Below are 19,514 nucleotides of genomic sequence, written 5' to 3'. Positions count from 1 at the left end.
GTAATTATGCTTCAGTAGGTTCTGTGGCCGTATTGAGGAATACAAAATGATTGTCGAACATATCCAATCTGATTTTGCTGTCCTTGCTGATCTTTCCGGCAAGTATTTCCTTTGATAATTCATTCAGAATACGCTTCTGAATCACCCTTTTCAATGGTCTTGCGCCAAACTGAGGATCGTAGCCTAATTCCGCAATCCAGTCCAATGCCTCCACAGATGCTTCAATCTCTATACCCATTTCTGCCAGGGTATCCTGTACATGTTTAAACTGAAGCGCTGCAATATTTCTTACTTCGCTGCGGTTTAAAGGAGTAAACATGATCAGTTCATCTATCCTGTTTAGAAACTCCGGACGAATGGTTTGTTTTAACAATTCAAACAGTTCGTTCTTTGTTTTGGCAATCACTTCATCCCTGTTAACATCATTCAATTCTTTGAAGTTATCCTGGATCAGGTGAGAGCCTATATTAGAAGTCATGATAATGATGGTATTCTTAAAGTTTACCAATCTTCCTTTATTGTCTGTTAAGCGGCCGTCATCCAGCACCTGCAGCAAAATATTAAATACATCAGGATGTGCTTTCTCAATCTCGTCCAGCAACACTACCGAATAAGGTTTACGTCGCACGGCTTCGGTCAGCTGACCACCTTCATCGTAACCCACATATCCCGGAGGCGCACCGATCAGTCTCGATACCGCATGTCTTTCCTGATATTCACTCATGTCAATACGGGTAAGTGCATTCTCATCATTGAACAGAAACTCTGCCAAAGCTTTGGCGAGCTCAGTTTTTCCTACACCTGTTGTTCCCAAAAAGATAAAAGATCCGATAGGCTTACGTTTATCCTGTAAGCCTGCCCTTGAGCGGCGGATGGCATCAGAGATGGCTTCAATTGCCTCATCCTGACCAGCCACACGTTTATGCAGTTCATCTTCCAGGTGCAGCAGTTTTTCACGTTCGCTGGATACCAGCTTTGTTACCGGGATACCTGTCCAGCGTGCCACTACACCGGCTATATCATCAGCCGTTACCTCTTCTTTCAGCATACGGCCTTCGCCCTGCTGACTTTCAAGGGTAACTTTAAGCTGTTCTACTTTATCCTGTGCCTCTTTGATTTTACCATAGCGTATTTCAGCTACCTTTCCGTAATCACCTGCACGTTCTGCCTGGTCGGCCTCCAGTTTATAATTTTCAATCTGCTCCAGGTGGGTATTGATACCATCCACCACATCTTTTTCACCCTGCCATTTGGCTTTCAATTCATCGCGTTCCGCAGAAAGATTGGCAATTTCTTCACCAAGGGATTTTACCTTCCTATCATCATTCTCCCTTTTGATCGCTTCCCTTTCAATCTCCAGCTGCATGATCTTACGGTCAAGCTCATCCACGTTTTCGGGAACGCTATCCATTTCCAAACGCAGTTTTGAGGCTGCTTCGTCCATCAGGTCAATCGCTTTATCCGGTAAGAACCTGTCACTGATATATCGCTGCGACATTTCTACGGCAGCAATGATCGCCTCGTCCTTGATCCTTACCTTGTGGTGTGTTTCATACCTTTCTTTCAATCCCCTTAAAATAGAGATGGCATCCTGTGTATCGGGTTCGTTGACAATTACTTTTTGGAATCGGCGTTCCAGGGCTTTATCTTTTTCCAGATATTTCTGGTACTCATCTAAAGTGGTTGCACCAATGGCACGTAACTCTCCGCGTGCCAATGCAGGTTTTAAAATATTTGCAGCATCCATTGCACCTTCACCGCCACCGGCGCCTACTAAAGTATGGATCTCATCAATAAACAGGATGATATCGCCATCACTCTGTGTTACTTCTTTGACTACTGCTTTTAATCTTTCTTCAAACTCGCCTTTATATTTTGCCCCTGCAATCAGGGAGCCCATATCGAGGGAATAAACGGTTTTAGTTTTTAAGTTTTGCGGAACATCACCTTTAATGATCCTGAAAGCAATCCCCTCAGCAATGGCAGTTTTACCTACACCAGGTTCACCGATCAGTATCGGGTTATTTTTTGTTCTGCGGGAAAGGATCTGGATCACACGCCGGATCTCCTCATCCCTTCCTATTACCGGATCCAGTTTCCCTGATTCGGCATATTCATTTAAATTACGGGCATATTTATTTAAAGCATTATACGTTGCTTCAGCATTCTGATCCGTCACATGGTTATCACCCCTTAAAGCCGCAATTGCCTTTTTCAGATCTTTCTCGTTAACACCCTGATCTTTCAGGAGGTTTGATGTACTATCATGTCCCGCCAGAATACCCAGCAGCAAATGTTCTACAGAAACAAACTCATCTTTGAATTCTTTCAGGTATGACTGTGCTTTTTGTATGGCCGTATTAGACCCTGAGGTTAAATAGGCATTGCTACCGCTTACTTTAGGGAATTTAGCAATCTGCGTATCCAGCTGCTGGTTCAGTACATTTAAATTTACATTTAGTTTCTTCAGTACATAAGAAACCACATTTTCATCAACAGTAAGCAGGCCTTTAAGCAGATGAGCTGTCTCAATAGCCTGTTGCTGGTTGCCCTGGGCTATTTCAGAAGCCTGTTGAATCGCTTCCTGTGCTTTTATCGTAAAGTTGTTGAAGTTCATGCAAAGTGAGGAACAAAACAGGTGCCATCTTGCCTAAAAGAAGGAGTTCGGAAATTATGACAGGTTAAAGTATTTTATACTGAATAAATGACTGATATTTAGTATGTTATACTGAATTTTTGTCCGATTTTATAAAAATATTATCCGTTATATTTCTTATTTGTGATGAAGATCATGAAATATACATGCATAAAAAAAGCCTGTCCTGAAAAGACAAGCTTTTAAATAAAATTATAAATATTAGTTTAATATCTCGCTTAAGCGTTCTGTCTGATGATCAGCCAGGTTTTTTAAAGGCCCTGCGGCCAGCATTTTCATCATCATGTTCAGATCTGCTGAAATAATGTGGGTGGCTGTAGTGGTACCATCTCCGTTATCGGCTACTGTCCATTTCAATTCCATATCAAAAGGTGCTTTTTCAGCGGGGATAGCGATCAGTTCCTGGTTAGGGATACGGCTGGAAATTTTAATAGACAGTTTTGCCATATTCTGTATGGTAAAACTGGCATCATCTACGGTAGAAGTCCAGTTATAAATATTTTCAGGCATCAGCTGCTGATGGTTGTTCATATCAGCTAAAAAAGCGTAAACTTTCTCTACCGGCTGGTTTACTTGGGTACTACTTTCAATAACAGTCATAAATATCTTATGGTTAGTCAACATTTTTACCCCATTCAGCTGGGTTCCTGCGCCACTGATTTAATACATCAACATCGCTTTGTGCGATAAAGCTGTTTTCGGCAGCGTATTGTATTAACGTATTATAGTTGGATAATGTTGCAAAACGACATTTTGCTTCTTTAAAATTTTCATCAGCTAAGTCGAACCCGTAAGTAAAGATAGATACCAGTCCTGCAACAGATAAACCAGCCTCTTTCAATGCGTTTACCGCCTGTAAGCTACTTTTTCCTGTAGAGATCAGATCTTCTACTACTACCACGCGCTGACCCTCAAAGATCTCACCTTCAATCAGGCTCCCTGTACCATGTTCTTTAGCTTTTGCTCTCACATAAGCGAAAGGAAGGCCCAGTTCCTGTGCTACTAAAACCCCCTGCGGAATACCTGCTGTTGCGACTCCTGCGATCAGGTCTACTGATCCGAATTCTTCCTGTATCAGCTGGGTTAGTTTTTGCCTGATATATGTTCTTATTGAGGGATGGGACAGCGTTACCCTATTATCGCAATAAATTGGAGATTTCCAGCCTGACGCCCATGTAAAGGGATTATTTGGCTGCAATTTTATTGCTTTAATTTGAAGTAAAAATTCAGCTACCTTTAATTCAATATCACTTTTATTGTACATACGGCAAAATTACTTAAAATAAAGCCTTAATTGTATAGGTCAATTGTCCTTTTTTTGCCAGCAATTGATACTCAATGTAATAAATAGAAAGTGTGGCCTTTTAAACTAAAAAATCTGCGATTCCGCTTGGTATAGCTGAGATTTTTTATACTTTTATTTCCATAAATAACTATTGAAGAAAGCTGCAGGCAAGCATTTATACTAATAACCAGACTATGAAAATATACAGGATTTACCTTAACGACAACACGCTCATGATTGCGGATAAACTTCCGGAGCAGGAGGAAACTATACAGGTAATAGAAGAAAATGATTTTAACTTTAAGGCCTTTTACGACAGCCTGGGTAAACTTTCCGCTAAGCAATATGCAATGATCAGCGACGATCCAAAAGCTGCTTTTAAACAATTGAAAAAGAACTTCACGCTGATTAAAGCTTCTGGCGGGCTGGTACAAAATGCAAAAGGCGAGTACCTGTTTATTTTCAGGAATAAAAAATGGGACCTGCCCAAAGGTAAAGTAGAAAAAGGCGAAGGGGTAAAAGAAGCAGGACTGCGTGAGGTAGAGGAAGAGTGCGGCGTGAAGATCAATACCAATGATAAAAGATTATGCAAAACTTATCATGTGTATGACCTTTCGGGGAAACTGGTGCTAAAAAGGACCAACTGGTACAGCATGACAGTGAAGGGAAGCCCTAAGCTGATCCCACAGAAAGAAGAAGGCATTACCAAAGCAGAATGGCTTACAGCAGCCGATCTGAAACCTGTGCTTAAAAATACTTATCCATCTATTGTAGACGTATTAAAAGCAGGAAAATTAATCAAAGAAAAAGCTTTAAAGGTATAATAGGGCTTCTTTAGGAAGAAAAGGCGTTACATCACCATGGTTACGGAGAATATCCCGTACTATGGTGGAGCTAATGGCCGAATATTCCGGTTTACTTAAGATAAAGATGGTCTCCATCTCGGGCATCATTGTCTGGTTAATCTGTGCAATGGCCCTTTCATATTCAAAATCCCCTACCGAGCGAATCCCGCGAATCATGTAGGTAGCGCTGATCTTTTTACAGAAATCTACGGTCAGGCCTTCATAAGATTGCACCTCGATGTTATCGTAACCTGCAAATACTGCTTTTACAATCTCTTCCCTAACTTCTCCGGATAAAAAACTCTGTTTAGAACTGTTTAGTCCTATTCCGATGACCACTTTGTCAAATAACGGCAGGGCCCTTTTTAAAATATCTGCATGTGCAATAGTAAGCGGGTCAAAAGAACCGGGGAATAGTGCTGTTTTCATACTATGGGGTATAATTAAAAAAGCTGAACGAAGAATTACCATACCTGCGGGTTTCTGTATAGCCGGGCTGGTCTTTTAGTTTAAGCAGTGAAGGATGTTCTACTACCAGTAGCCCATTTTCTGTGAGCAGTTTATTTTTTGCGACCAGCTGCGGGATTAATGGAATAGTGGACAGGTCGTAAGGAGGATCTGCAAAAATGATCTGGTAAGATTTGGTATGCTGTTCAAGGAATTTGAACACATCGGCTTTATGCAGCTCTATTTCATTGAGCTGATAGCGTTCAATCACCGACTTTACCCAATAGATACAGCCAGAATGTTTGTCGACCGAAGTAACATGCTGTGCACCCCTGGAAGCAAATTCTATACTGATGTTCCCGGTTCCGCAAAACAGGTCGAGCACATTGCAGCTTTCAAAGTCGTAAGAATTGTACAAAATATTAAATAAAGCTTCCTTGGCCATATCAGTAGTGGGCCTTACAGGGAGACTGGCAGGCGCATTCATGCGGATACCTTTTAGTTTACCGCCGATTATACGCATAGGTCTAAAGCTAACAGAGTGCTGTAATAGTGAGCCGGCATATCTTCTAAGATCGCATGGTCAATATCATCAGCGGGAGGGAGGTTAAAATGAATCTGGTGAAAATATTTGTTCAGACAACTGTAATAGTCGTCTTCCTGATGGATGATCCCGCTCAGCAATACGCTGACTGCAGTAGTGTCCAGTTCCAGCTCTTGTATCAGCAGCAGCAAATAATAGGTAAATTCTTCTGTGTTTTCTACCTGGAAATTATTCTGGAAAAGCACTTTATCTTTAGCCAGCAGTAGCGCATTAAAAGAACCTGCGGTGAAATCAAGCAGTAAACTGCTTTCTTCTGCGGTAGGGGCTAGCGCTAACACCGGGGCATTTTGCTCATATTTCGCTGCGCCAGACAGGTAAGTGTTCAGGGTATCTTCAGCAAACTGCTCCAGTTTAAATACTGAGTTAAAGCCAAAACGTGCAAAAGGCTGAGTGTATAACTTACCGGGAGCTTCTTCAGAGAAAAAATTAGCGTAACTGCTTAAATCCTGTGCATTAAAAAACCTGTTGGGTACAGCTATTGTGTCCGGGGTATAAACAGAAACTTTGATCTCCCGGAAAGGAAGGCGCAGATAACTGTCGTTTTTTAAAGCTAAACCTAGTTCTTTAACGGTATCTTCGCAGTCCTGCTGGTCAAAAACAGCCTTTAGCTGCCTGCTGTTCTTGTCAATTACCGCATAAGAAAAGCTGTCTCCGGTAATTTTCAATAACAAATTACAGTCAGGAGCGGTATGGGGATCAAATTCCGGATCCACTAATAAAATGCTGTTTTTACTATTGTTCATCTTAGCAAAATTAATTCTTTTTTCTATAACCACACCATTGCATATTTGTAAAATGGATAAAGCTTCAATAATTGCCCAGTCTTACCAATTCCAACCTACTGGCGAGCAGTTTATTTTCTGTCAGCAGATGGCCGGTTTTTTGTCGGGCGACCTGGATAACAGCTGTTTTATCCTGAGAGGTTATGCCGGTACAGGAAAAACCACCTCCGTAGCGGCACTGGTAAAATCTTTGCCTGCGTTTAAATACAGGGCGGCATTGCTGGCACCAACGGGCCGTGCAGCAAAAGTAATGACCAATTATTCCGGGCGGACGGCTTTAACGATTCACAAAAGGATCTACAGAAAGAGATCGGCAGTGTCTCTGGAAATGGCTTTCCAGCTGGCACCCAACCTGGCAGAACGTACCTTGTTTATCATTGATGAGGCTTCCATGATCGCAGATGAATGGAATACACAAAGCGGATCATCTTTTTTAAAGGATGTGATGGAGTTCATTTACAATGGGAAGAACTGCGGGGTGTTATTTGTAGGGGATACCGCTCAGTTGCCTCCGGTAGGAAGCCTGGATTCACCAGCTTTAAACAAAAATTATCTCGAACAGAACTTCGGGTTAAAAGTAACTGAAGTAGAACTGAGGGAAGTGGTGCGTCAGGGTAGCAAATCGGGCATCCTGGCCAATGCTTCTATGCTCCGCGACCTGATCAATGACCACATAGAAAAGGAAGCGGCAGGGGAGGCAGACGAAAAAATGGCTTTACCCACGTTCATGACCAAAAGCTACAGGGACATTTTCCGCATGACGGGATTAAAACTGGTAGAGGGACTGGAATATGCGTATGGAAAATTTGATATAGAAAATTCACTGGTGGTGTGCAGGTCGAACAAATCGGCAAACGTCTACAATCAGCAGATCAGGGCACGCTTGTTATACCGTGAGGAAGAGCTGACAGGGGGAGATCAGATCATGGTAGTGCGGAACAACTATTTCTGGTTGCCGGATAACGAGGCGACTTCATTTATCGCCAATGGCGATATGGGGAGAATTGTAAGGGTACGTAATGAAGAAGAAAGATATGGGTTTCGCTTTTCTGAAGTGCAGATTGAATTTATGGATTACCCCGATGCCGGACAGGTAACCTGTAAGGTGATGCTGGATACACTACAGGGGGAAACACCTAACCTTTCTTATGAAGACAGCAAGAAAATGTTTGAAGGGCTGACGGAAGATTATTCTCATATCAGCAACAAAAGGGAACGTCTGCTGGCGATTAAAGAAGATCCTTATTATAATGCGCTGCAGATCAAGTTTGCTTATGCTGTTACCTGCCATAAAGCACAGGGCGGGCAGTGGGATGCTGTTTTTGTGGATCAGGGCTATCTTACCGATGAAATGGTCGACCTGGAATTTCTCCGCTGGTTATACACCGCTGTTACCAGGGCAAAACAGGAGCTTTTCCTGGTTAACTTTGCCCCTAATCTATTTGCCGATCCGGCGGAAGAGACTTTTTAAGCAGGGTTGCGAAGTTTTCTATTTGTAGTAACAGAATGCATTACTTTCTTTAAGAATCGCTTCCACTTAATCCATATAAATGGATGAGAAATAAACAGCTAAAAACCAGGATCTAGTGATGCTCCTCTGGTCTTTGTTTGATAAATGAAAAAAAGATGGTGACTAATGCGATCACGATACTTAATGAAAGAATGATCAAAGTTACTTGTGAATTTGCCATGGTTTTATTTTTTGGTGAAGGTAATAAATAAATACAAATGCTAAATAAAAAAATCAAATTAGGGTAAATACCCCGCTTTGAGTAATTAAATCTACAATCTACAGGCCAAAAACTTAATTTACCAAGCCTAATTTTTCTTCTATCGCTTCACCAATTGTCGCCAGAGGCATATTTTCAGAACGATGGTTTTGCATTAGTACTTTCCATTCTCCACTATTCTTCCTGGTCATCTCAAAAGAACCCTTCGAATGGAAGATCTGATAGAGATTTATCGTTGGAACGGACTGAACGATCTCATAGGCAACTTGTTCAATTTTAATCTGTATGCTTTTCATAAATGATATATATTTGAAAATGGACATGTAACCGGGTACATGAATCCTGCCAATTAAATTGATTTAGTTGAGTGTTTTTATTTTTGCTTCTAATATCTTTGTCAGGGCGGAATAAAAAATGAAACCATTTCAATATCATTCAGCTAAAGAATATGATGACCAAAAAAACATACATCGTTTTTACCTTTTTACTCTTTGCATGCTATTACAGTTTGCTGGCGCAGCAAAAAATTGAAAATTCCTTTCAGGTTATCCCTCTGGGTGTAAAAGGCGGACTTGATGAAAGTAATTTGTCCTCATATATGATTGCCCCTTCAGGCAGTAATAATTTTATTTGTGCTGACGCAGGAACGATAAGGCATGGTGTAGATGTAGCCATCAGCCATCACCTATTTAAAGGGAATGCTGAAGACGTGGTAAAAAATAATATCAAAGGTTACCTGATCTCCCATGCACACCTGGATCACGTAGCAGGTTTGATCATGAACTCACCTGATGACTCCCCAAAAAATATCTATGCACTGCCTTCTGTGATTGATGTATTGAGGGATAAATACTTTACCTGGAAGGCATGGGCAAATTTCACTAATGAAGGGGAGATGCCGCGACTGGGCAAATACACTTATGTGCCACTTAAAGAAAATGAAAAGAAAGCGCTTGCAGGTACAGAAATGGAAGTCACGGCTTTTCCTTTAAGTCATGGCCCGTCTTATGAAAGTTCAGCCTTTTTGATTGGCCATCAGGATGCTTACATTTTATATCTGGGAGATACCGGCTCAGATCAGGTAGAAAAATCCACCCGTTTACAACAGCTCTGGGAACATATTGCACCTCTGATCACAAAAAATCAGCTGAAAGCCATTTTCATAGAAACGTCCTTTCCTGATAAACAGCCTGAAAAATTACTTTTTGGACATTTAACGCCGCATTTATTGATGGCAGAGCTAGGGAAACTAAGTCAGCTAACCAACCCCGCTGCTTTAAAAAAAGTTAGTATTGTGATCACGCATACGAAAAGCTTCGGAAAAGAGGAGCAGGAACTGATCGCTGAGCTGGAAAAAGATAACCTGCTCCAGCTTAAGCTGGTTGTTCCTGAGCAGGGGAAAAGTATGTTTTTCTAAATACGGATTCTGTCGGCATTAGCTTCCTTCTTTTTAATGTCCTAACTGACGTTACAGCATTTTGTGATAAGCTAGTGATTTTCATGGATGATGATAAACGATTTATCTTTTCGGCAAAATGACTGTTTTTCCAGGGTTTGTTATGACTTTTTTTTGAAGCAGATTATGAATTTGATATGATTAGATATCTTTTTTTGAAAAAGTCTTATCTATTTTTATTTTTACATAAAAAAGTATTTATAATCTTATCGTTTATAAGATATACGGTATATTCGTACCGTATTTATTTCGGTAAGCTTCTGAATAGTGTCAGTCAATAGTGATTCTTTAAATGAAATTCTTGTTTCAAGCTTAAAAGCAGGTGATCACGCTGCGTTTAAAACTATTTACGATCAATATTATAGTAAAATTTACGCGGTTGCCTTTAAATATCTGAAAGATGAGGTGATGGCCGAAGATGCTGTCCAGGAAATATTCATCAAACTGTGGGTTAACCGGGAAAGTTTGGATGTTAACCTCAGCCCAAAGGGGTTTCTGTTTAAATGTCTGAAGTTTCATGTTTTAAATGTCATTCGGAATCAAAGCCGCGTATTGATCAAACAATATGAAATCGCTTATCAATCTCCCGGTTTCCACAAGGAAGTAGAAGATAACCTGGTGCTGAAGGAATCTATTAAAGAGATGCAGCAGGCAATTGAAAAACTATCCCCTCAAAAAAGACTCATTTTTAAGCTGAGGACAGTGGAGGGATTAAACAATGAACAGGTCTCTCAAAAATTAGGCTTATCTGTAAACACGGTTAAGTTTCAGTTCTCACAAGCCAGTAAAGCCTTACGGAAGTACATGAAGTTGTATAGCCATCTTCCTATGATTATTTTTTTGATATGCTATAGGAAGTAATTCTGATTAACCCTCCCATTTTATTAAAATATATTTTTCAACGGTATAATACTTTACACCTGGTTGGGTGTAGTCCTCTATATAGCGAAGGAAAATTTTAACCTAATTCCACTGAATGGAAAAATTGTACAAAGAATTTTTATTGAATAAATACGAACTGAATACCTGTACTCCGGAAGAGTATCAGCTGGTAATGGAATGGTTTCTGACAGCAGAGGGCGATGTTTACCTGTCTGCCAAAATTGATGAAGACCTCCAGTCGGATAGTTTGGTTTCACCAACTAATGAGCAGCAAGCCGAAGTTGTTTTTGAGAGAATTATTCAGGGTTTGGAACCTGATCGGTTAATACCGGTACCTGGAACGCCGATCAGCAGACTGGCACAAAACAAATGGCTTAAAATAGCTGCAGTATTTGCCGTTTGCCTTTCAGCCGGTACAATCGGTTATTACCTCACCGGGAATCCACTTGTTACTTATCAAACTGGGTATGGAAAGATCAGAACTGTTGAACTTCCCGATCACTCCCTGGTTACCCTCAACGCCAACAGCGAACTGCGATACCGTCCAAACTGGAATGGCAACCTGTCCCGTGAAGTATGGCTGAAAGGGGAAGCTTTTTTCTCTGTTACCCATCAGAAGAACCATCAGAAGTTTTTTGTTCATACGTCCAACAAATTCAACGTGGAAGTATTGGGAACGAAATTCAATGTGTTAGATCGCCAGAATCAATTTCAGGTGGTATTAAATACCGGGAAGATCAGGCTGAGCAGTGAAAAAAACAATTTGAAGGAAGCCATAACCATGAAACCCGGTCAACTGATCGAATTGAAACAGGCACATCAACTGCAACTAAAAAAGGTAATCAATACAGGTCAGTATTCTTCCTGGAAAAACAGGATACTTCAGTTTGATCAGGCCAACCTGGCCGATATTTCCAGAATTTTAAAAGACTCTTATGGGCTTAACCTGGAAATCAGCGATTCTACGCTGTTAAAAAATCATATATCCGGCAGCGTGCCGATGGACAATCAGGATGTGCTGATAGAAGGTATCTCTCAGCTTTTCCATATCAGGCTGATCCGTGACCATAACAACATCATCATTCAACATTAACCAATTAAAAGACAAAAAACCACTAACCATGAACAAAATTTTTACTACTATTTTTGCGACGTTAACTTGCTGCTGCTCTGCATCGGGCTACAGTCAGTTACTTGCAGCCTCTAGTCAACGGGCACCTGCTTCTTATCAGCAGCAAACCCAGTCGGCTACCGAGAGCACACTAAAGGAGGCATTTGATAAACTTGAAACGGAATACCATGTTTCTTTTATGTACAAGTCTGAGATCTCATCCAGGCCCTTCAAGGGACAATTAACTTCACTGGGTTCTTTGCAGGATGAGCTAAATGCTTTAACCTCCTCCAATGGTTTGGAATATAAAAAAGTAAGAAACGATTTTTATGTGATCTTCTTAAAAGGCGAATCCGGAGATGGTGTTGCTGAAAATGCTTCCCGAAAGTCCATCGTTAAAGGTAAGGTTATCGATGAAAAAGGATTACCTATACCCGGTGTTGGTGTAAATGTAAAAGGAACAACGATTGCTACCAGTACCGATATGAATGGAAATTATGCGCTTAACATTCCTGATGGAGGTGCTACGCTAGTTTTTTCATTTATAGGTTATGTAAAACAGGAAGTAGTAATTGGCGACCGCACGCAGATCGATATCAGTTTAAAACCTGATGTGCAATCGTTAACTGAAGTAGTTGTAGTAGGTTACGGCACGCAGAAAAAAGTTGACGTTACCGGCGCAGTAGCTTCAGTGAGCGGAAAAGACCTGAGCTGGAAGCCTGTGGGACAAGTTTCTGAAAGCTTGCAGGGCGTAATTTCCGGTGTTACGGTTACGCAAAGCAGTGGCCAGCCGGGAGCAGACCAGGGCGCCATCAGGATTCGTGGGGTCGGTACATTAAACAATAATAATGCTTTGGTATTGGTAGATGGGGTTCAGACAGATATCGATAATGTAGATGCCAATGATATTGAATCTACTACCGTATTAAAAGATGCAGCAGCTTCTTCTATCTATGGCGTGCGTGCAGCTAATGGCGTAATTTTAATTACTACTAAAAGAGGGGCGAGCGGTAAGACAGTGGTAAATTACTCCGACTATTTCGGATGGCAGAATGCAGCCCGTTTATCACAGTTTGTAGGTGCACAGGAATTTATGACGCTATCTAATCTGATGTATACCAATTCAGGTGCCGGCGCTGTTTATTCTCCGGCGCAGATTGCGCAGTATAACGATCCTAACCGCGATATGAACTTATATCCTGATAACTACTGGTTGAAAAAAATATTGACAGGTAGCGGTTTTCAGCAGCAGCACAGTCTTTCGCTGGCAGGTGGTAACGAAAAAAATCAATACCGTTTCTCTACCAATTACTTTGATCAGAACGGATTGATTAAAAATATGGACTATGACCGTTTAACAGTAAGGTTAAACACAGATTCCAAGATCAGTGATAAGTTAGACTTCAGTGCAGATATCTCTGCGAACATCTCCGACCGTAAGGAACCACAGGGGGTTGCCGGTTCTGCATGGTACCAGTTTAGCCAGGCTACCATTGCTAACCCCTTAAGTGTAACCCAATATACTGATGGTTCTTGGGCTACTTTACGTGGAGGACAAAATCCATTGCGTTTACAGGATGAAGGTGGTCTTTATGATTACAAAACCAATCTTTTTATAGGAAACTTTAAATTAAACTATCATATTATTGATGGTTTAACGCTAACCGGTTTGGCTTCTGATAACTATCAAAGTAATTATAACAGTATCAATGATAAGTCTTTTGCTTACACTGATTATTTTAATAAAACAATTACTACCTTAGGTCAGAATGATATTTCTAACGAGTATACCGGTTACTGGCTGCAAAACTACCAGGCGCTGTTAAACTATAAAAAAGCTTTTGGCAAACATAGTCTGAATTTTCTGGCAGGTGCGTCAAGGATGACCCAAACTACAAACGACCTGAATGCTTTCCGTAATAATATTCCCGACAGTGATCTTTCACAGCTGAATGCCGGTTCTGCCAGTACCGCTACGAACAGCGGAACAACGGTAGATTATCTATTGATCTCCTATTTTGGAAGGGTAAATTACTCTTTTGATGATAAGTATCTTTTTGAAGCGAATATTCGCCGTGATGGTTCATCACGTTTTCCTGCAGGATCTAACTGGGGTACGTTCCCTTCGTTCTCAGCAGGATGGAACATTGCTAAAGAAAGCTTCATGAAAGATATATCCACTTTCCAGACTTTTAAGTTAAGAGGATCATGGGGTGAATTGGGTAACGATAATCCATTGGCTAACTTAAGTACAGCAACCAATAATTATCCTTATCAGGCACCATTCAGTTATAATAACAACTATCCTTTTGGTGGTTCTTTGAATACTGCGGCGAGCCAGTCGATCTATACCAACAATGGCTTGACCTGGGAAACCACAAAGATGGCAGATATAGGTTTAGACCTTGGTGTGCTGAAAAATAAGCTGACTTTTACTTTTGATTATTATAAAAAGAATACGGATAATATCCTTTATGCCTTACCTATTCCTGCTACAGTAGGTCTTGGAGCTTCTTATCAGAATGCAGGTAGTGTGCAAAATCAGGGATTAGAATTCTCTGCCAATTATCAGGGTAACATTGGGTCTGATTTTAAATTTAATGTTGGCGGTAATATGTCTTTCGTTAAGAATAAGATCACTGACCTGAAAGGTGCAGATTTCCTTTCTACTGATGGCAATAACATCGTGACTGGTTATGAGACTGGTTCTCCCATCGGATCTTATTATGGATATCAGGCGCAGGGCATATTTCAGTCGGCAGCGCAGGTAGCAGGTCATGCTACGCAGGCCGCAGGAACCGGTGCTGGTGATTTAATTTATAAGGATGTGAATGGTGACGGTGTAATCGATTCTAAAGACCGCGTTTATCTGGGAAGTAATATTCCACGTTTCACTTATGGATTTAACCTGAGTGCAAGTTATAAAGGTTTCGATTTTTCTGCCCTGCTGCAGGGAGTAGCTAACGTTGAGATCAGCACACTGGTGATCGACAAAGCGCCAACCAGTACAGATGGTAATTTTAAAGCCATCCAGGAAAACAGCTGGACACCTACCAATACCAGTGCTACTTACCCAAGATTGGTGACCAGTGCGCAGAATTACCAGTCGTCTTCTTACTGGATTAGAAGCGGTGCCTATTTAAGGGTTAAAAGTACGCAGTTAGGTTATACGTTTAAAACTTCAGCAGTTAACAGCATAGGTTTATCTAAGTTGAGGTTGTATGTGTCGGGACAAAACCTGTTCACTTTCAGCAGCCTGCCTAGTGATATTGATCCGGAGTCTCCTAATGATAATCGTTACTATCCTCAGGTTAAGACTTACACTGTTGGTTTAAATGCAACTTTTTAAATAAAGATAGGAATCCTGCATGGGCCTGGAACTTTCAACAGAAATACGTCAGCTCATGCAAGCAAAAAAAACAAATATATTCCAATTGAACCTGCATGAGCTTATAGCTCAAAAAAGAAATGGCTAAGCCCATGCAAGCGTCATAACAGATATTATAATATATTCCAATGAAAAAAATTCAATATATAATAGCCTTAGCTTTCCTGATGATTGCTGTAGCGGCTTGTAAAAAAGATGAGCTGGATAAACAGCCATTAGATGCTTCATCGGGAGCTACCTACTGGAAAACAGAAACAAATGCAGTGGATGCGGTGAATAATATTTACCGTTACCTGGGAGATTTTACCGACAGGATCTTTCTATCAGGAGCCACAGACGATAGTTTTGCCTGGAGCAACTGGCCTACCGATATCCTGTATGTAGGTAATGGTTCTGCAACAAGTACTGCCGAGGTATTTTCGCATTACTGGGACAATTTGTATTCCATGATTGGTGCAGCAAATAATGTTTTAGATAACATTAGCAAAGTAAGCGGAATGACCCCTGCTATGGGTAACCGTTTAATTGGAGAGTCTATGTTTTTAAGGGCTTATGCCTATCAGCAATTGATTGGCATGTATGGAGATGTACCTTTGGTACTTCATATTCCTGCGATCAGTCAGTTTGATGTGGCCAGAACTTCAAAAGCAACTATTGCAGCGTTAATTGAAAAACAACTGGATACTGCTGCAAGTTATCTTCCTGCCACTTATGCTGCTGCCGATCAGGGCAGGATCACTAAGGGAGCTGCGCTTGCTTTAAAAGCCAGGATCATGTTATATCAGGGAGATTGGGCCAACGCTGCGGTTGCGGCTAAGGCGGTGATGGACCTGAATACTTATGGTATCGATAACGATTATTTAAGTTTGTTCAATGGTACCAATAAAAACAGTAATGAGATCATTCTTTCAGGTCAGTATCTGGCAAGTACTTATGCCAATGGTACAGCTACCTGGGTAGGCGGACCAACTTTAGGCGGATGGTCGGAGATCACTCCTATACAAAAACTGGTTGATGCTTATGAATGTACAGACGGAAATACTATTGATCAATCTCCTTTGTATAATCCTAAAACTCCTTTTGATAACAGGGATCCACGATTAAAGTTAACAGTAGTTATACCAGGAACAATCGTAAATGGACTAACCATTGACGTTACTGCTCCAAATTCTATCGACGGACTCGGAAAGAATAATGGCTCTTTTACAGGGTATTATTATAAAAAGTATATTCCTTCGGTGATTGCTGGAAATTATGACACCAATTCTTCCAATGATATCGTGCTGATCCGTTATGCAGAGGTACTGCTGAATTATGCAGAAGCAAAGGTAGAAGCAGGTCAGATTGATCAAAGTCTGTATGATGCGATTAATAAGGTAAGGGGAAGAACAGGAGTGAATATGCCTGCTGTTACGGCAGCTAAAGCATCTACACAGGCCGATCTTAGAACGCTTATCCGCAGGGAGAGACATGTTGAATTTCCTTTGGAAGACAACAGGTTGTTTGATATTCGCAGGTGGAAAATTGCTGAGACGGTGATGCCTGGTCCGGTTTATGGAATATTGAATGATTATAATTCATCAAGAGCTGATTACGGTCAGCATATATTGGTTGAAACCCGTTATTTTAATATTAACCGCGATTATTTATTTGCTTTACCACAAAACGAGGTAGACCTTAACAAGAGTTTGGTACAAAATCCTGGTTGGTAAGTAAGCAAGGATATTTTTATAGCAGGCAGGGCTTTTGCCTTGCCTGCTTTTTTTGTTTATAGCTCATTCTTTTACAGACCATTGAGTGTTGCAAATGATACTGATGTTAATGATTTAAAAACTATTAAATTAAATTCCAAGATAATTTTAGTAAATTTGAATGTTAAATGGTTGGAAAGGATTAGTTAGCCACACACCATTTGACACGTTACCGGGGCCGTTTTGGATTTGACAGGGTGGAGGTACGTATGTTAGCATGCAGTGCGTTGTACGGAGAGCACTTAAAAGTGAACGTTCACACTTTGATTGGCGAAAATAACTACGCCTTAGCTGCTTAATTTAGAATTAAATAGCTTTTGTCCCTCTGGTTGCTGCGTTTTTAGGCTAGAATCCGGGGCATCGAAATAAATGACGCTGGCAATTGTAAGGTACGGTACAGTTGTGAGATAAAGTATCTAAGGAGAAAGGCAAGGTAGGTTTCCGGCCCGTCTGATCCCGAAAATAAAGTGGAAAATAAGCATGTAGAAGGCATAATTTGCCACACAACTGGACAAGGGTTCGAACCCCTTCGGCTCCACCTAGAGGGGTTTCATCTGATGAAACCCCTTTTTCTTTGGTAAAAATAATATGTTTTTCGTTGTTTGTCAGTTGATTATGGTTGAAGATTTTCATCAGGTAAGGTGTTCGATAGCACTGGTCTTTATAGTAGAGGGTCGAGCCGAACACCAGCCTTAATAGCTCCTGTTTCTTCACTGTGGTTGCTTTTTGATAGATTTGGCTTAAGTCTGCAAGCTGATTGATCTCGTTGTTAAACAACTGATAGATATCTTCAGACTTGCCACTAAATACTTCCAGTCTTGCAGCCAGAGCCCGCCTGTTTTTAGTTAGGTCAGAAAACCATCTTTGGTAGGTTTCATAGTTCATCTGGTTGCCGATGTATTTCTCTTCGATGCTCTTCAGCTTTGCATCTACTTCATCATATTCCTTTTTGTTCTTGGCATAGAGTTCCTGATTGTTTTCAAGCCTTTCTTTGACTAGATTACGCCCGATGGACTCAATGTTCATGATTGTTTCTTTGGGCAGGCTCAGATCTTTAAACACGTCTTCCAGTTGCTCATGGGCTTTATTAGCCGGAATGGTATTGTGTCCTTTGATCTTACAATTGTAATAAGGGAACTTTCTGCCAGATTTGCCTGTAGATTTAGCACCTGTTAATGGTAAACCGCAATGGCATTTTAATACACCCCTTAAAGGAAACTCATCATGGATGACTCTGGTGTGAACGATAGGTTTTGCAAATCTTTGCTGTACCTGATAGAAAGTTACTTTATCGATTAGGTGCTCATGAATGCCTTCCACCCATTGATCAGGATGATCCTGATAAGCTCTCACATGGATTAACCCGATATATACCGGATTTTTCAGGATTTTTTGAATAGCCATTTTGCCTGTGTGGTGAAGTCCCATTTGTTTGGCTACCCTGCTGATTTCAACGATCGGTGTTTGCTGTATGTACTGGCTAAAGATATATTGGACTATATGTCTTGTTTTCTCATCAGGAACGATCAATGGCTTTTTGTTCTCATCCCTGACATTCTTGTATCCATATGGTGCAGAGCCCAAATATCTTCCCTGTACTACTTTGGCCGTATATATACCCATGTTAATTCTCACACGGTTCCTAATGATCTCATTTTCAGCTTTGAGCAGCATAAGGCCAGCGTAAAAGAAACTTGCAGGATCATCAGCATCAAAAGTAATTCCTTCAGCTACGCTTGTGATTTTGATAGCGTACTTCCGCTGAAGTTTTTTGATCAGTACCAAGCCATCGCCAGAATCTCTGCTGAAGCGATCAAAAGCGAATACTACCAGGTAATCCACTGTCTTGTAATTCTTATCAATGAATTGTTCCAGCCGTTTAAAATCTGGCCGGTCAAAAGTCCTTGCACTAAAACCATCATCCACAAACTCGTCTGTAATCTCAATGTTTTGTCTGTCGCAATGCCTTAAAATAGCTTCACGCTGACCGTCAATGCTCCAATTGCTTTGTCTGTCGGTCGATTTCCTGATGTAGATTATTGCTCTTTTCATAATCATCAAAAATTTTGTCTACGATAATGTTAACTACTAGATTTATAAATATCTCCTTCTCTGTAACCTGTTTTGACGGTTCAGGTATACATTCCTTTCCTTTGATTCGAGGCTTTTTTACGCTCAATCCCTTCTTCATCCTTTTCCTCCTTGTAAAAAACACAAGCATGAGCACATGCTTAACTATCCTAAAAATTCAACACCGTTTATAAATTTAGCCGCTTTGGTTTATCCTCCTTTCTTTATGATTTTCCATACATAAAAATAGAGATCTGCTTCCAAATGATCCCTGTTAAAATATAGCGGGGATAGGGGTTCTTAGGTTACGAAACTTAAAAAAGGGCAGCCAAGATAATGTGTGAAAAGGAACTACGCGCGCACGTCCTAAAAAATTGAGTATCCTTTCTGGATACCAAATTTTTTCATCCGTTTGCACTCCGTTTCCTTTTCACACATTCCGGCTGTGCTTTCTTTTTTTTCGTTTTTTCTTTGTTGAAATTTATGAGGTTGGGGTGGGTTAGGCAA

General features: G+C 40.7%; 14 protein-coding genes, 1 other RNA gene and 1 pseudogene. 8 read left to right on the top strand and 8 right to left on the bottom strand.

From position 1 onward, the window contains the following. Positions 1–4 precede the first annotated feature (4 nt). The 3 genes from clpB to pyrE form a co-directional block, all read right to left on the bottom strand. Positions 5–2,617, bottom strand: a complete 2,613-nt coding sequence (clpB, locus tag GSQ84_RS03750) for an ATP-dependent chaperone ClpB (RefSeq protein WP_158795902.1) — start codon at positions 2,615–2,617, stop codon at positions 5–7. 240 nt (positions 2,618–2,857) lie between these two features. Next, positions 2,858–3,256, bottom strand: a complete 399-nt coding sequence (locus tag GSQ84_RS03745; protein WP_158795901.1) for an SRPBCC family protein — start codon at positions 3,254–3,256, stop codon at positions 2,858–2,860. Between the two features lie 13 nt (positions 3,257–3,269). Continuing rightward, entirely contained in the window at positions 3,270–3,920 is a 651-nt protein-coding gene (gene pyrE, locus GSQ84_RS03740; RefSeq protein ID WP_158795900.1) for an orotate phosphoribosyltransferase, read from the bottom strand. A 215-nt stretch (positions 3,921–4,135) separates the two neighbouring features. Between pyrE and GSQ84_RS03735 the strand changes: the two genes are divergently transcribed. Then, positions 4,136–4,765 carry an NUDIX hydrolase gene (locus tag GSQ84_RS03735; protein WP_158795899.1) on the top strand — a complete coding sequence of 210 codons (630 nt, stop codon included), beginning with the start codon at positions 4,136–4,138 and terminating at the stop codon, positions 4,763–4,765. On the opposite strand, the gene coaD is transcribed toward GSQ84_RS03735, so the two are convergent. From coaD to GSQ84_RS03720, 3 genes are read right to left on the bottom strand one after another with little or no spacing between them, the layout of a single operon-like run. Continuing rightward, positions 4,754–5,215 carry a pantetheine-phosphate adenylyltransferase gene (gene coaD, locus GSQ84_RS03730; RefSeq protein ID WP_158795898.1) on the bottom strand — a complete coding sequence of 154 codons (462 nt, stop codon included), beginning with the start codon at positions 5,213–5,215 and terminating at the stop codon, positions 4,754–4,756. The two genes, GSQ84_RS03735 and coaD, sit on opposite strands and share 12 nt — an antisense overlap. Position 5,216: 1 nt before the next feature. Further along, positions 5,217–5,756, bottom strand: coding sequence for an RsmD family RNA methyltransferase (locus GSQ84_RS03725; protein ID WP_158795897.1), 540 nt, complete (start codon positions 5,754–5,756; stop codon positions 5,217–5,219). Further along, entirely contained in the window at positions 5,747–6,580 is an 834-nt protein-coding gene (locus GSQ84_RS03720; protein WP_158795896.1) for a DUF3822 family protein, read from the bottom strand. The genes GSQ84_RS03725 and GSQ84_RS03720 overlap by 10 nt, the downstream gene beginning before the upstream one ends. A 52-nt stretch (positions 6,581–6,632) precedes the next feature. On the opposite strand from GSQ84_RS03720, the gene GSQ84_RS03715 reads away from it, so the two are divergent. Beyond that, the gene (locus GSQ84_RS03715; RefSeq protein WP_158795895.1) at positions 6,633–8,090 is read left to right on the top strand and encodes an ATP-dependent RecD-like DNA helicase; all 1,458 of its coding nucleotides are present in this window, start codon (positions 6,633–6,635) and stop codon (positions 8,088–8,090) included. A 333-nt stretch (positions 8,091–8,423) separates the two neighbouring features. Here the strand turns inward: GSQ84_RS03715 and GSQ84_RS03710 are convergent, their stop codons facing one another. Beyond that, a complete protein-coding gene (locus GSQ84_RS03710) occupies positions 8,424–8,645 on the bottom strand; it encodes a hypothetical protein (protein ID WP_158795894.1) in 222 nt (73 codons plus the stop codon). Positions 8,646–8,797: 152 nt separating this feature from the next. Here GSQ84_RS03710 and GSQ84_RS03705 point away from each other — a divergent pair, with 152 nt between their 5' ends. The 6 genes from GSQ84_RS03705 (at position 8,798) to ssrA (ending at position 17,478) form a co-directional block, all read left to right on the top strand. After that, positions 8,798–9,766 carry an MBL fold metallo-hydrolase gene (locus GSQ84_RS03705; protein WP_216848858.1) on the top strand — a complete coding sequence of 323 codons (969 nt, stop codon included), beginning with the start codon at positions 8,798–8,800 and terminating at the stop codon, positions 9,764–9,766. A 306-nt stretch (positions 9,767–10,072) separates the two neighbouring features. Beyond that, on the top strand, positions 10,073–10,666 hold the full coding sequence (locus GSQ84_RS03700; protein WP_158795893.1) for an RNA polymerase sigma factor: 594 nt from the start codon (positions 10,073–10,075) through the stop codon (positions 10,664–10,666). Positions 10,667–10,781: 115 nt separating this feature from the next. Further along, positions 10,782–11,780, top strand: coding sequence for a FecR family protein (locus GSQ84_RS03695; RefSeq protein ID WP_158795892.1), 999 nt, complete (start codon positions 10,782–10,784; stop codon positions 11,778–11,780). 28 nt (positions 11,781–11,808) lie between these two features. Next, the gene (locus tag GSQ84_RS03690; RefSeq protein WP_158795891.1) at positions 11,809–15,147 is read left to right on the top strand and encodes a SusC/RagA family TonB-linked outer membrane protein; all 3,339 of its coding nucleotides are present in this window, start codon (positions 11,809–11,811) and stop codon (positions 15,145–15,147) included. Positions 15,148–15,314: 167 nt separating this feature from the next. Further along, positions 15,315–16,898 carry a RagB/SusD family nutrient uptake outer membrane protein gene (locus GSQ84_RS03685; RefSeq protein WP_158795890.1) on the top strand — a complete coding sequence of 528 codons (1,584 nt, stop codon included), beginning with the start codon at positions 15,315–15,317 and terminating at the stop codon, positions 16,896–16,898. Between the two features lie 213 nt (positions 16,899–17,111). Further along, positions 17,112–17,478: a transfer-messenger RNA gene (gene ssrA / locus GSQ84_RS03680) on the top strand. Positions 17,479–18,203: 725 nt separating this feature from the next. Here ssrA and GSQ84_RS28325 read toward each other — a convergent pair. Then, positions 18,204–18,989: pseudogene (locus tag GSQ84_RS28325) on the bottom strand (recombinase family protein); the annotation flags it as partial. Between the last annotated feature and the right edge of the window lie 525 nt (positions 18,990–19,514).

Origin of the sequence: Pedobacter sp. L105, from assembly GCF_009765875.1 — a bacterium.
Classification (GTDB): domain Bacteria; phylum Bacteroidota; class Bacteroidia; order Sphingobacteriales; family Sphingobacteriaceae; genus Pedobacter.
The sequence above is the reverse complement of the archived record's forward strand: the minus strand, read 5'-3'. Positions and strand labels throughout refer to the sequence as shown.